Annotated in this window: 19 protein-coding genes; 8 read left to right on the top strand and 11 right to left on the bottom strand. The window is 70.4% G+C overall.

The window, feature by feature from the left end; genetic code table 11:
* Positions 1 to 12: 12 nt before the first annotated feature.
* The 4 genes from VGE38_RS08360 to VGE38_RS08345 form a co-directional block, all read right to left on the bottom strand.
* A complete protein-coding gene (locus VGE38_RS08360; protein WP_414690911.1) occupies positions 13 to 1713 on the bottom strand; it encodes a DEAD/DEAH box helicase in 1701 nt (566 codons plus the stop codon).
* Between the two features lie 107 nt (positions 1714 to 1820).
* The gene (locus VGE38_RS08355) at positions 1821 to 2102 is read right to left on the bottom strand and encodes a DUF3039 domain-containing protein (RefSeq protein WP_331142074.1); all 282 of its coding nucleotides are present in this window, start codon (positions 2100 to 2102) and stop codon (positions 1821 to 1823) included.
* 62 nt (positions 2103 to 2164) lie between these two features.
* Positions 2165 to 2728 carry a YqgE/AlgH family protein gene (locus VGE38_RS08350; RefSeq protein WP_331142073.1) on the bottom strand — a complete coding sequence of 188 codons (564 nt, stop codon included), beginning with the start codon at positions 2726 to 2728 and terminating at the stop codon, positions 2165 to 2167.
* 162 nt (positions 2729 to 2890) lie between these two features.
* A complete protein-coding gene (locus VGE38_RS08345) occupies positions 2891 to 3427 on the bottom strand; it encodes a hypothetical protein (RefSeq protein WP_331142072.1) in 537 nt (178 codons plus the stop codon).
* A 131-nt stretch (positions 3428 to 3558) separates the two neighbouring features.
* Here VGE38_RS08345 and VGE38_RS08340 point away from each other — a divergent pair, with 131 nt between their 5' ends.
* Entirely contained in the window at positions 3559 to 4260 is a 702-nt protein-coding gene (locus VGE38_RS08340) for a TetR/AcrR family transcriptional regulator (RefSeq protein ID WP_331142071.1), read from the top strand.
* Positions 4261 to 4263: 3 nt separating this feature from the next.
* On the opposite strand, the gene VGE38_RS08335 is transcribed toward VGE38_RS08340, so the two are convergent.
* From VGE38_RS08335 to VGE38_RS08305, 7 genes are all read right to left on the bottom strand, one after another.
* Positions 4264 to 5262 carry a DUF3048 domain-containing protein gene (locus VGE38_RS08335; RefSeq protein ID WP_331142070.1) on the bottom strand — a complete coding sequence of 333 codons (999 nt, stop codon included), beginning with the start codon at positions 5260 to 5262 and terminating at the stop codon, positions 4264 to 4266.
* 27 nt (positions 5263 to 5289) lie between these two features.
* Positions 5290 to 6057 (bottom strand): SDR family NAD(P)-dependent oxidoreductase, encoded by a 768-nt coding sequence (locus VGE38_RS08330; protein WP_331142069.1) that lies wholly within the window; start codon positions 6055 to 6057, stop codon positions 5290 to 5292.
* 32 nt (positions 6058 to 6089) lie between these two features.
* Positions 6090 to 6536, bottom strand: a complete 447-nt coding sequence (locus VGE38_RS08325; RefSeq protein ID WP_331142068.1) for an HIT family protein — start codon at positions 6534 to 6536, stop codon at positions 6090 to 6092.
* 19 nt (positions 6537 to 6555) lie between these two features.
* Entirely contained in the window at positions 6556 to 7944 is a 1389-nt protein-coding gene (locus tag VGE38_RS08320; protein ID WP_331142067.1) for a M15 family metallopeptidase, read from the bottom strand.
* 190 nt (positions 7945 to 8134) lie between these two features.
* On the bottom strand, positions 8135 to 8593 hold the full coding sequence (locus tag VGE38_RS08315) for a hypothetical protein (protein ID WP_331142066.1): 459 nt from the start codon (positions 8591 to 8593) through the stop codon (positions 8135 to 8137).
* A 35-nt stretch (positions 8594 to 8628) separates the two neighbouring features.
* Complete coding sequence (locus VGE38_RS08310; protein WP_524538545.1) at positions 8629 to 9024, bottom strand: ImmA/IrrE family metallo-endopeptidase; 396 nt, start codon at positions 9022 to 9024, stop codon at positions 8629 to 8631.
* A gap of 31 nt (positions 9025 to 9055) precedes the next feature.
* Positions 9056 to 9436, bottom strand: a complete 381-nt coding sequence (locus tag VGE38_RS08305) for a hypothetical protein (RefSeq protein ID WP_331142064.1) — start codon at positions 9434 to 9436, stop codon at positions 9056 to 9058.
* On the opposite strand from VGE38_RS08305, the gene VGE38_RS08300 reads away from it, so the two are divergent.
* The 7 genes from VGE38_RS08300 to VGE38_RS08270 are packed head-to-tail and all read left to right on the top strand — an operon-like array spanning position 9435 to position 12553.
* On the top strand, positions 9435 to 9749 hold the full coding sequence (locus tag VGE38_RS08300) for a helix-turn-helix domain-containing protein (RefSeq protein ID WP_331142063.1): 315 nt from the start codon (positions 9435 to 9437) through the stop codon (positions 9747 to 9749). The genes VGE38_RS08305 and VGE38_RS08300 overlap by 2 nt on opposite strands.
* A complete protein-coding gene (locus VGE38_RS08295) occupies positions 9749 to 9994 on the top strand; it encodes a hypothetical protein (protein WP_331142062.1) in 246 nt (81 codons plus the stop codon). Before VGE38_RS08300 ends, VGE38_RS08295 begins: the two co-directional genes overlap by 1 nt.
* A complete protein-coding gene (locus VGE38_RS08290) occupies positions 9991 to 10965 on the top strand; it encodes a hypothetical protein (protein ID WP_331142061.1) in 975 nt (324 codons plus the stop codon). The genes VGE38_RS08295 and VGE38_RS08290 overlap by 4 nt, the downstream gene beginning before the upstream one ends.
* Positions 10958 to 11755: a DUF6551 family protein gene (locus VGE38_RS08285; RefSeq protein ID WP_331142060.1), complete on the top strand. Its 798-nt coding sequence runs from the start codon at positions 10958 to 10960 to the stop codon at positions 11753 to 11755. The genes VGE38_RS08290 and VGE38_RS08285 overlap by 8 nt, the downstream gene beginning before the upstream one ends.
* Complete coding sequence (locus tag VGE38_RS08280; RefSeq protein ID WP_331142059.1) at positions 11752 to 12096, top strand: hypothetical protein; 345 nt, start codon at positions 11752 to 11754, stop codon at positions 12094 to 12096. The genes VGE38_RS08285 and VGE38_RS08280 overlap by 4 nt, the downstream gene beginning before the upstream one ends.
* On the top strand, positions 12093 to 12428 hold the full coding sequence (locus tag VGE38_RS08275) for a hypothetical protein (RefSeq protein WP_331142058.1): 336 nt from the start codon (positions 12093 to 12095) through the stop codon (positions 12426 to 12428). The genes VGE38_RS08280 and VGE38_RS08275 overlap by 4 nt, the downstream gene beginning before the upstream one ends.
* Positions 12425 to 12553 (top strand): hypothetical protein, encoded by a 129-nt coding sequence (locus VGE38_RS08270; protein WP_331142057.1) that lies wholly within the window; start codon positions 12425 to 12427, stop codon positions 12551 to 12553. The genes VGE38_RS08275 and VGE38_RS08270 overlap by 4 nt, the downstream gene beginning before the upstream one ends.
* Positions 12554 to 12598: the final 45 nt, after the last annotated feature.

Raw genomic sequence — 12598 nt, 5'->3', positions numbered from 1 at the left:
GCAGCGGGTCGGTCAGGACGACTTGCGCGTCGCCGCCCACTCGCGGATCCGCTCGATGCGGGCGCGCAGCTGGTCGGCGTTGGCGACCGCGGCCGCCGGGCCACCGCACTCCTTGCGCAGCGCCGCATGCGTGACGCCGTGCGGCTGGCTGGTGCGGTGGTGCCAGGCGGCGACCAGTCCGTTGAGCTCGCGCCGCAGCACGGCGAGCTGCTCGTGCGTGGAGACCTCGGTGAGGGAGTCGGCGTGCCGGCGCTGGGTGTCGTCGGCGGCGGCCTTGGCCTTCTGCTTCTTGGCCCGGTCGCTCTGCCGCTGGTGCAGCAGCTCGCGCATCTGGTCGGGGTCGAGCAGGCCGGGGATGCCGAGGAAGTCCATCTCCTCCTCGGAGCCGACGTGCACCTCCCCCGCATGACCGAACTCGCCGCCGTCGAAGAGCACCCGGTCGAAGCGCGCCTCGGACCCGAGCGCCTCGAAGGGCAGCATCGCCTCGTCGTCGCTGGCCGCCTCGCTGGCGTTGGCCTGGGCCATCAGCGCGTCCTCGGGCGCGAACAGGTCACCCTCGTCGCTGACCTTGCGGCCGAGCACGTGGTCGCGGGCGACCTCGAGCTCGGAGGCGAACCCGAGCAGGTTCGGCACCGACGGGAGGAACACCGAGGCCGTCTCGCCCCGGGACCGGGCCCGCACGAAGCGGCCGATGGCCTGGGCGAAGAACAGCGGCGTCGAGGTGGTCGTGGCGTAGACGCCGACGGCGAGCCGCGGCACGTCGACGCCCTCGGAGACCATCCGCACCGCGACCATCCAGCGACTGTCGTCGGCCGCGAAGGCCGAGATCCGCTTCGAGGCGGCCTTCTCGTCCGACAGCACGACGGTGGCCGCCTCGCCCGTGATGGCGCGCAGCGTCTTGGCGTAGGCGCGGGCGGAGTCCTGGTCGGTGGCGATCACGAGGCCACCGGCGTCGGGCACGTGTCGACGGACCTCGGAGAGCCGCTTGTCGGCGGCTTCGAGCACGGCAGGGATCCAGGCGCCGTTGGGGTCCAGCGCCGTACGGAGCGCCTGCGCCGTCATGTCCTTGGTGAGCGGCTCGCCGAGATGGGCGGCGATCTCGTCACCCGCGCGGGTGCGCCAGGTCATCTGCCCGGAGTACGCCATGAACAGCACCGGGCGCACGACGTGGTCGGCCAGCGCCTGGGCGTACCCGTAGGTGTAGTCCGCCGCGGACCGCGGCACGCCGTCGGGGCCCGGCTCGTAGGTGACGAACGGGATGGGGTTGATGTCGGAGCGGAAGGGCGTGCCGGTCAGCGCGAGCCGACGCGCGGCGGGCTCGAAGGCCTCGCGCACCCCCTCGCCCCACGAGAGCGCGTCGCCCGCATGGTGGATCTCGTCGAGGATGACCAGGGTCTTGAACCGCTCGGCCCGGATCCGCATCGCCAACGGGTTGACCGCGACGCCGGCGTAGGTCACGGCGACGCCGAGGAAGTCACCGGAGGTCTTGCCCTGGCCCGCGGAGTAGGTGGGGTCGATCGGGATGCCGGCCCGGCCGGCGGCCTCCGCCCACTGCAGCTTGAGGTGCTCGGTCGGGGCGACCACGATGATGCGGTCGACCATCCGGCGTCCGAGCAGCTCGGCCGCCACCGAGAGGGCGAAGGTCGTCTTGCCGGCACCCGGCGTCGCCACTGCGAGGAAGTCGCGCGGCAGACGGTCGAAGTACTGGTTCATCGCCGCCTGCTGCCAGGCTCGCAGGGACGTGGCCGTCCCCCAGGCCGCACGCCCCGGCCACGCGGGGCTGAGGGCGGACGTGAGCTGGGCGGCGTCGTGGCCGCCCGTCACTCGCCGGAGCCCTCGGGCACGTCGGGAAGCGACTCCCAGATCTCCTTGCACTGCGGACACACGGGGAACTTGGTGCCGTCTCGGCTCGGGACCCACACCTTGCCGCACAGCGCCACCACGGGCGTGCCCATGACCATCGCCTCGGTGACCTTGTCCTTCGGCGCGTAGTGGGCGAACCGGTCGTGGTCGCCGTCCTCGGTGGGAACAGTCCGCTCGTCCTCGCGCACCCGCTCGTCGACGGCGGTGCCGGTCTTGCTTCCGAATCCCAGGAACGACATGGCGCTAAGCCTACGTGCCGGAGGGGACACTCGACGCACCCGCGACGCGATCGGTGGGCCTCTCAGTTCAGGCCGGGATCGCCCGGGCGGGTCGCGTGCCAGGCCAGCTTCCCGGGCTGCCGGCGCAGCACGTCGCGGCGCAGGCGGCCGACGTCGTCGCGGAACACGTCGCTCTCCTCCGCGGACACGACGTACCAGCTGCCCTCGGCGATCTCCGCCTCGAGCTGACCGGCACCCCAGCCGGCGTACCCGGCGAAGATGCGGACCCCGGCGAGGCTGCCGCGGAGCAGCTCGACCGGGGTGTCCAGGTCGAGCAGCCCGAGCCGCCCGTGGACCCGGCGGAACCCCACGGGCACGACGGCGGCATCGCGCAGCCGTGCGACCGCCAGCGCGGTGTCCGCGGCGACCGGCCCGCCCTGGAAGAACACCTCCGGGGACGCGAGGGTCTCGCCCCACCCGTCGAGCACGTCGGCGACCGGCACCGGCGAGGGCCGGTTCAGCACGACCCCGAGCACGCCGTCCTCCTCGACGTCGAGCAACAGCACCACGCTGCGGACGAAGCTCGGATCCAGCAGGTCGGCGGTCGCCACCGCCAGCATGCCCGCGCGCAGCCCGTCCTCCGCCATGCCCTCCATCATGACGCGCCAGGTCGGCTGGTGACACAAGACGGCTCCGGCCCGGTGCGAGGGAGGCGGCGGGAGGGGCCGCAGGGAGGGAGGGAGTGCACCGGAACCGGAGCCGTCTGGCTCTGGGTCCGCTCTTCGGGGAGCGTGGGGGCGGGAGCTGGGTCAGGCAGCGAGGGCCGCCCGCAGGCGGTCGATCAGGCTGGCGCGCGGCAGGGGGACGGACGGGACGGCCGGCAGGTCGGCGCGGCGGTACGTCGCCCGGGCACGCTCCTCGATCCGCTGCCCGACCTGCACCGCCAGCTCGTCAGCGACGCCGGCATGGCCGGCCATCACGGCGAGCAGGATGCGCTCCTTGTTGACGGCCTTGGTCATCACCAGGGCCATCTCGGCGTCCAGCGGCTCAGCGCGGTAGTGGTCGAGGATCGCCCGGACGCCGGGCATGGCGTCCGCGACGCCGTGCCACGCGGCGACCACGGCCGCCTCCAGGTCCATGGGCTGGTCGGCGAGCTGCTGCTCGATCCGCCCGGCGAGCCGGGTGTGCCAGCGCAGCTGGAGTGCGCTGAGTAGGTCGAGCTCGTCGTCGAACTTCTCGGCGACGCCGTCGAGGTCCATCGGAAGACGACCGTCACGGCGGCTGTCGGCGGCGTCGATGACGCGGCGGAGGATCTCTCCGCGGTTGTGAAAGGACGTCGAGGTCATGGCTCCTCCTTCGTCGGCGGACTCACATACCGTGAGTACGTACCCACCGTACGTCCCATACCAACGGTATGCCAACGTCCGCGTACGTGATCCGGACCACCTGGCCGACCCTCCCAACTACACTGCGTCGGGTGCCGAAGTCCGTGACCAAGCTGGTGCCGAAGGTGCCGCCGCTTCCGGGCGTGCCGGGCGCCAGCCGCCGACAGCAGTACTCCGCGAGCACCAAGCGCGCTCTGGTGCACGTCGCCGAGGAGCTGTTCAGTGTCCAGGGCTACGCCGGCACGCCGCTGGACGCGATCGTGTCCGGCGCCGACGTCACCAAGGGCGCGCTCTACCACCACTTCAGCGGCAAGCAGGCGCTGTTCGAGGCCGTCTTCGAGCGCGTCGAGAGCGAGTCGGCCCAACGCATCCAGCAGACGATGAAGGGCATCAAGGACCCCTGGCAGGCGGCGATGGTGGGCCTGCGGGCCTTCCTCGACGTGGTCCAGGAGCCCGGCTACCGGCGCATCGTCATCCAGGAGGGCCCGGCGGTCCTCGGGTACGAGCGCTTCCGCGAGCAGGAGGAGCGCACGGCCTTCGGGGTCGTGCACGACATCGTCCGCTCGGTGCTGCGCACCGGCGGCCAGCACGCCGACGAGGAGATGGTCACGACCTTCGCGCGCATCTTCTTCGGCGCCCTCTCCTCGGCCGGCGAGTCCGTCGCGACCGCCGACGACCCGACCAGGGCGGCCGAGCGGGTCGAGACGGCGATCGCCTACATCATGGCCGGCCTGCAGTCGCTGGCCGACCAGGGCGTCGTCCTCGGCGCGGACGCCGCGCCGAGCACCGACTGACGACTACTTGATGACCAGCTGGGGCGCGTTCTCCGGCACCAGCTCGATCCAGGTCCTGCCCGCGGGCACCGTCAGGGCGCCGGCCTCGGTGCTGAGCTCGATGGGAGCGTCGAGCGACGCCTTGGACCAGGTGCCGCGGACCAGGCTGCCGTTGTGGAACAGCACGGCGGCGCCGCTGCCCTCGAGCTTGGTCTCGGGGACCGGGTTGCCGGCCGGGTCCTTGTAGCCGGCATCGCCGACCGGAGCCCGCAGCACCAGCACGTTGTCGGCCTGGAACCGGTCGCCCTGCCGGGCGTTGGAGTTGGTGTTGACGTACCTGCCGCCCTCGAAGCTCCAGCGCGTCGTGTGTCCGTAGGAGAACGGCACGTCGACACGGGTGGCCGGCTGGACACCGACGAAGTCCGCCGGCGCGCCCCAGGTGAGGTAGTCGGCCGGCGTGGCCGGGTCCTGCCGGGCCAGGCCGACGGTCTTGGTGAGGTCGGCGAAGAGGTTGTACGGCGCCCGCCGGCCGTTGTCGCGGGCCAGGCCCTTGGAGCCCTCGCCGTAGAAGGTGATGCCGGCCTGCTTGATCCGGCTGATGGTGACCGCCGCCGCGCCGCTGGTGACGACCTGGGCGTCGGCCGGCGTGACGATGCCGATGTCGCTGGCGCGCATCGAGCGCACCGGGCCGACCTTGCTGGGCAGCTGGGAGTAGTAGAAGGCCGCGAGCCGGGTCAGACCGCCCTCGACCAGCTCCTCGACGACCAGGTCGGCCGAGCCGAGGCCGAGCTGCGGGGCGGCCGCCGCCGTGTTGTCCATCTTCACGACCATCACCGGGTGGTCCTTGGCCACCGTCTCGCCGAGCGGCGCCTGGACACCGGTGAGCGGCCAGAACTCCGGCTTCGGCGGAGCCGACGACGCGGCCGCGTCGGGCTTGTCCCCGGACTCCTTCGTGCCGCCACAGCCCGCGAGGGCGAGGCTGGCGACGAGCAGGGGGGCGAGGACGCGGGCGATGACGCGCACGGTGACTCCGATCTGGGGTGGGTTGGTTCAGACGAGCGTGGCGCCGCCGTCGACGTACAGCGTCTGACCGGTGATGTACGACGCCTCGTCGCTGGCCAGGAACGCCGCGGCCGACGCGATGTCCTCGGGGAAGCCGACCCGGCGGACCGGGTTGTGCTCGGCGCTCAGCTTGCGGAAGTCCTCGACGTCGAGGCCCAGCCGGGCCGCGGTGGCGTCGGTCATCTCCGTGGCGATGAAGCCGGGCGCGATCGCGTTGACGTTGACGCCGTACGGGCCCAGCTCGATGGCCAGCGTCCGGGTGAAGCCCTGGATGCCCATCTTGGCGGCGGAGTAGTTGGCCTGGCCGCGGTTGCCGAGCGCCGAGGTGCTGGAGACGTTGACGATCTTGCCGTACTTCTGGGCCACGAAGTGCTGCTGGGCCGCCTTGGAGAGCAGGAACGCGCCCTTGAGGTGGACGTTCATGACGAGGTCCCAGTCGTCCTCGGTCATCTTGAACAGCAGGTTGTCGCGGGTGATGCCGGCGTTGTTCATGAGCACGTGGATCCCGCCGAGCTCGTCGACCACCCGGCTGATCGCGGCGTCGACGTCGGCGGCCGAGCCGACGTTGGCGCCGATGCCGACGGCCTTGGCGCCCTCGCCGAGCGTCAGCTTCGCGGCCGCCTCGGCGGCAGCGGCCTCGTCGAGATCGACGATGGCGACCGAGGCTCCCTCCTGGGCGAACCGCTGGGCGACACCGAACCCGATGCCGCGCGCCGCGCCCGTGATGACCGCGACCCGACCGTCGAACCGACCCATGACTGCTCCTCGCTCTCGTGCGTGACCGCCGGTCACTCTAGATCAGCGGTGGGCACGGATCCGGGACCAGCCTCGAGCGCGGACCGGAGTCGTGCGGCGTACTCCCCCGCCTCGGTGTCGTCGGCGTAGGTCGTCCGCGGCCAGAAGAAGCCGCGCAGCCCGTCGCCCTTGGTGCGCGGCACGACGTGGAGGTGGAGGTGGGCGACCGACTGGCTGACGGTGTTGTTGACGGCGACGAAGCTGCCCTGGGCGCCGAGTCCGGCGACCGCCGCGGAGGCCAGCCGCTGCGCGGCGCCGAGGAAGCCGTCCCGCAGCGCCGCCGGCAGGTCGGGGAGCGTGACCACGTGCTGACGCGGCACCAGGAGCACGTGACCCTTGAAGACGGGGCGGCGGTCCAGGAAGGCCACGAACGCATCGTCGGCCAGCACCACGTGCGCCGGCTCCTCGCCCGCGCCGACCGCGCAGAAGACACAGCTCATGGCTCGACGCTAGCGGCGCTCAGTGACAGACGCCGGCGGCCGGCCCGGCGCATGCCCGTGGCAGCAGCGGTCGGCTGGCGCCGCGCGGTACGGCGTCGAAGTGGTGGCTGTCGCCGGTGCCGTAGGTCCAGCGCAGCCCGTGCCTCGCCATCAGCCGGACCACGACGTGGCCCCGCGAGCGCCAGGACACCCGGGGATGCGGATGGGAGTGCCACCACCCGTTGGGCACCAGGCCGTGGCGGGAGCGGAAGGGGTTCTCCCACGGGTTGATGTCCACCGAGCGGCCCCAGGCGTGCGGTGAGCGGACCCCGGGGCGACCCACGACGTCGCGGCAGTTGAACGCGGAGGTGTTGCCGGCGGCCATCGACGCGTAGTCGTCGGCGCCGCGCAGCCGCTTCGACCACCCGAACCGGTCCACCCGCACCATCCGGCGGATGGGGATGCGCCGCTGGTGGAGCTCGGCGACCGCTGCGGCCACCTGACCCGCGACCTCGTCGGCGACGACCAGCTCGCCGCGGCGGCGGTAGCCGGTGAAGTCCCAGTAGTTGACGGCGACCAGCCGCAGTCCCGAGCGCCCCACCGGGCATCCGGGGTGCCAGCTGCGACCCACCATGCTGCGCCAGACCGCGTCGGGAAGGGGCGTGATGACCGGGTTCGCGCCGGCGCCGACCGCTCGCGGCTGCTCGCCGCGGATCCTGCGCGAGGGCTGGGGAGCGCGCTTCGCCATCCGCACGACCCGCCCCGGCGGCCGGTTGTCGAGGTGGTAGACCGCGCTGCCGCCGCCCAGCACCCACGGCAGCGGCGGCGCCTGCACCCGCCAGCGGGTGTCGTAGCGGGGAGTGGCGACGTACGTCGCCCTGCCGTCCGGCCCGGTCGTCAGGGCGGCGACCGGCCGCCACGGACCGCCGCGACTGCTGGCCAGCAAGGTCACCGGCCCGGACACCGGCTCGCCGTTGTCGGCGATCCAGGACACCGCGACGGTCGTGGACCGCTCGTCCACCACCGCGCCGGGCCCGCCGACCGTGAGGACGGCGCCCCGCGGTCGCAGCGGAAGGGTCGCCGACACCGAGGTGGTGCCGTGGCTGGCCACCACGACGTTGCGGTCCGGGTCGCGGGCGACTGTCAGCGCGACCCGCGCGACGCCGTGCTCGTCGGTCGGCGCGACGAGCACTTCCCCCATCCGGGTGACGGTGATCTCCTGACCTTCCGCCGGCTCGACACCCGACAGCGTCACCACGACGGTCACCGTCTCGCCGGCGTACGCCGCCGGGACGGGCGCCACGGAGAGCTGCGGCCCTCCGGGCCCTTCCGGCCCCGCGCCCGCGGCGGGAGCGGGCGTGGACAGCACGCCGAGCAGGACCGCCAGCGCTGCCAGCGGCGGGAGGAGGAGGGACCCGAGACGACGCATGCGCCCCAGTGTGCCGTGCCGGAGGGGTGATGCAGCGGCACCACGGGGCGGTGCCGCATCAGTTGGTGGAGCTGCGGGGAATCGAACGACGCGGCATCCTCACTGGGACTCATACGACACGCCCCAGGAGGCACGCCTGGAGACGACTCGGACGACGCGAAACGGCCCGCGTGCGGAAATTTCCGCACGGTCAGAGTTCATCCATGCAGATAGAGGCGATCTCTAGACCGGCCGACTTGTAGAGCGTTGTGTCGCGCGCAACCGGCTCATCCCCCAGCCCGTCGCGCAAGAACGCTCGGGCTTGCTCGACCAGCGCAATCATCTGAACGGCGAGCTGCGGTTGCGCGGTTTCGGCTGCCGACTCAACCGCCTCTATCCCGGCATTGATCTCGTCGAGTTCTGCGACGTCGAGCGATTCCTCCTCGAAGAGGATCGTGATCTTGTCGAGCGGATTTGTGCCGGTCTCGCCAGCAAACAAAATCCTGCAGGTAGTCCCCAGCGATACATCGGGCGGCTCCGCGCTTGGAGTCGACGCGCTGGCCTCTGGAGCGTCAAGCTCGCCGCTCGCTTGCGACTGCTCGTCATTCCCGCCGCATGCCGCCAGCGAGACAGTGGCCATCAGCCCGATGGCAGAGATCAGTCGCTTCACTCTCGGCAACCTACTGCGGCCAGCCCGCGCTCGTCTCACGAATCCGCCAGCCGCTGACGCAGGTAGGACTTCTCGCTCGGGTGCAAGTGGTCCCGACGGACGCGGAGGAGAGCGTCCGAGACGCGGAGCTCGACGGCGATGGCCGACAGGTGGTTGGCGTGCAGGACCATCGCGTCCCCAAGGTCGCGAACGTCGATCATCAGCCGCGCCGCCTTCTGGTCTGCGGCCTGCTCTTGCCGCAAGTTGACCCGCCCGCAATGGGTCAGACGGTCGCCGGCCTCAGCGTGCCTCAACTCGTGACAGAGCACTGATCGGAGCTGGCGGCGGGGCGCGCGTGGGTCAAGGTGGATCTTGCGCTCGCGGTGGAGGTACTCGCCGACCCGGCCGGTCAAGTGCCGCCACTCAAGAGTGAGGTCGGACAGGGTCGACAACTCCGCCCATGGACTGTACGTGTTGTGCAACCTAGATCGACCCTTCCTCGCCTGAGCCTTCGATTGCCGACTCCGTGGAGGCGGCAGCGCCGAGGTTGTCATCAACCGCCGACAAGCCCCCGCGGCTTCTCTCGAGGTCGGCCTCAGCCCAGAGTCGCTCGATGTGGTTCTCGTAGCAGCGTCGCAGGAACTCGGAGGCATCGAACTCGAAGTAGGCGCAGACCAGGTCGATGTCGTCAAGCGTGAATGGCTTCTCGTCACGAAGCCGGATCGCCAGGTAGTTGTGCGAACTGAATCCGGCGGCCGAGGCGAAGTCGCGCAGAGACAGGCGATATGCACCCAGGAGGGCCCGCACTTCTGCTGAAACAGCGCGCGCGAAGGCGGATCGGGTGCCGGCGGGGAAGTCGGTCATGGGGGGCAATGTACTCAAATCACGAGTACATGTCTCTAGTCGGTTGCTTGCGTACCCAACTCGTGCCTACTGTACCCATGTGGTTACAGCATCCCTCCGCCAGCAAGTAGCGGCCGAGATCCGAGCCGAGATGGCTCGCCAGCGGAAGACCGGCGTGGACCTTGCCCGGCTCCTCCAGTGTAGTCAGCAGTCGGCTTCCCGTCGGCTCAACGGCGGACTCGGTCTCGACCTCGACGAGCTTCCAGTCATCGCGGACTGGCTCGGCGTTCCGCTGGTGAACCTTCTTGCGGCCAGCCAGAAGGACGCAGCCTGATGGCCGGCCGTCTCCGTACCCCTGCCGACCTGGCTGACCTGTTTGGCGGCGAGACGACAGCCCGCAAGGTGCTCGACTGGCGCCGTGAGTACGGCTGGCCCTGCGTTGAGGTCGGCCGAACGATCCGGTTCACCGATGAGCAGGTCGCCGAGATTCTCGCGAAGCACACCGTGATCGGCGAGCAGAAGGCGTCCGCCCCGATCCTTGGCGGGCAGACCAGCCGTAGTGCTCGGAGGGCGTCATGACTTCCGTCGTCAACACCGAGACCGGCGAGATTGAGTCGTCCGTCCTGAACTACGAGGTCCACCCGGTCGCGGCCCTCTTCCCCTTCATCGAGGGCGAGGCGTTCCGCGAGTTCGTGGAGGACATCCGCGTCAACGGCCAGCGCGAGCCGGTTGTGCTCGACGCCGAAGGGCGTCTTCTCGACGGCCGCAACCGTGCCCGTGCCTGCCAGGCGCTCGGGATCGACGTCAAGGAGACGCGCTACTCGGGCGACGACGTGGAGCAGTGGATCATCAGCCACAACGTGCACCGTCGTCATCTGACGACGAGCCAGAAGGCGATGATCGCCGCCCGGCTGGCGACGTTGAAGCACGGTTCCAACCAGTACGCCGAGAAGGTGGATGGCTCAAAAGAGCCCTCCACTCCTGAGGCCAAGTCTGAGCGTTCCGCCCCCTCGATCGTGGAGGCGGCGGCTCAGTTCAACATCGCTCGGGAGTCGGTCAAGCGAGCACGCGCGGTCATCGAGTCCGGCGACGACGACCTGATCAAGGCCGTCGAGTCGGGCGAGAAGACCGTCAGCGCTGCCGCCCGAGAGGTCAGGTCGTCGGCCCCTGCCGCGGCTGACGACAAGAGGGCGTGGGTGCGCGCCGAGGAGCGCGTCAAGCAGATCAGCGATCTGGCCGAGCGAGGCGCGACCTCCGCTCAGATCGCCAGAGAGATCGGCGTCTCAGAGATTCAGGTCCGCCGACTCGCCCGTGAGCACGGCGTCCTCATCATCGCCGACGAGGTGCGCGGCAAGGTCCGCCGCCTCAACTACGACGTGATCCTCGCCAACGCCGCTGAGTCGGTAGAGGTCGCGTCCATGGCCGTGCGGGACATCGACCCGGGCCAGCTCGACAAGGAGGAGGCCCTGGAACGGCTCGACTCCTTGACCACTTCCATCAACGCCCTCTCCAAGGCAGTCAAGAAGATCAAGGAGTCGCTCCATGAGTGAGCCTACCAACAACAAGCCCGCCCGCCAGGCGCATCTCGCTTGGGTCAACGCCGACGACCTCCAGGTCAACCCTGTCGCCCAGCGCGAGTTCAAGCCGACCTGGGGCCAGTGGATCCTGGACAACTTCGACATCGACAAGTTCCAGGTGCCGCACGTCAACCAGCGCAACGACGGCTCGCTGTACGTGATGGAGGGCCAGCACTCCTGCTGGGCCTACCGGCACTTCTTCGGCGAAGGCCAGCAGATCCAGGTCTGGCTCTACAAGGGCCTGACCGAGCAGCAGGAGGCCGAGTTCTTCCTGACGTTCAACAACAAGAAGCAGGTCGACGCCATGGCGAAGTTCAAGGCCGCCGTGACCGCCGGCAGGACCGACGCCTGCGACATCAACCGCATCGTCCGCGCAAACGGCTGCACCATCGGCGTCAGCAAGAACGAGAACTCGATCAGCGCCATCGGCGCTCTCATCACGATCTACCAGAAGCACGGCGCCAAGGTGCTCGCGCGCACCATCCGAACGATCCGCGACGCCTTCACCGAGGGCGGATTCGAGCGACCAGTGCTCCTCGGCGTGGCGGCAGTCTTCGCCCGCTACGCCGACGACGTTGACGACGAACGCCTGGTTCAGAAGCTCGCCGGCGTCAAGAACGGCTGGAAGGGCCTGATCCAGCGCATGAACGTGCTCAAGGCGCAGTACGGCGTGACCCAGCCCGAGGCAGCCGCCGCCGCCGTCGTCGAGTTCTACAACTCCGGTCGCGGCGGCGTGAAGCTCATGACCTGGTGGGCCGCATGACCGCCCCCACCTTCGCCCCTGTCGACTCCGACACCGCCTCCCTGCTCGACCTCCTGGCCGAGCAGCACCCGGCGATCCCGTCCGAGCGCGAGGAGTGGCAGGCCTACGTCGACGCGCTGGCCACTGTCGCCGCTCGTCACGCCGGCCTCATCCCGCCGAACGAGCTGCGGCCCCTGGTGCGTGGTCGCGTGAAGCCACAGCGGGTCGGCGCTTTCTGTCACCGCGCACTGTCGCAGGGCCTCGTCCGTCGCACCGGCGACTGGCAGGTGTCCGACGACCGCGAGGGCAAGAACCGCGGGAAGCCGGCGCCGGTCATGGAGTGGCTCGGGGGTGTGGCATGAGCGCCCCCCTTCGCCTCTCGGCCACCGACCTCAAAAACCTCGCTGCTGGGCTCGAACTGCTGAGCGTCGCCCCCTATGGCAACGCAGACATCTCCATCATCCGCCTAACCCGCGACCTGGGCACCGGCACACAGCGCATGGTGCTGGCTGAGTGGGAGCCCGGCGTCATCGACTTCACCACCGACCTGGCCGAGACGCTCGCCAGCAAGGCCGCGACCGCCGGCCTCCCGCTGACCGGCACCATCCCCGACGATCTGCCGCGGGTCATCAGCTACCGCACCGCCGAACTTCTGCCGGTGCTCGCGGCTGACGGATGGGGAGTGGAGCGATGATGACCCTCCGCTCCCTCACCAAGCACCCGACGGCCCGCCTCGTGACGACCGTCGCTCTCCTCCTCGCGCTCGTCGTCATCTACGGCGTGACCGTCGCAGCCATCGTCACCGCGAGCGCCACCTAGACCCCTCGGGCGCGCGCTTGGGGATGGCGTGCGTCCGAGGTCAAG

Origin of the sequence: Nocardioides sp. (assembly GCF_036405735.1) — a bacterium.
Lineage (GTDB): Bacteria > Actinomycetota > Actinomycetes > Propionibacteriales > Nocardioidaceae > Nocardioides.
Note: the sequence above shows the minus strand (reverse complement) of the source record. Positions and strands in the feature narration are given on the sequence as shown.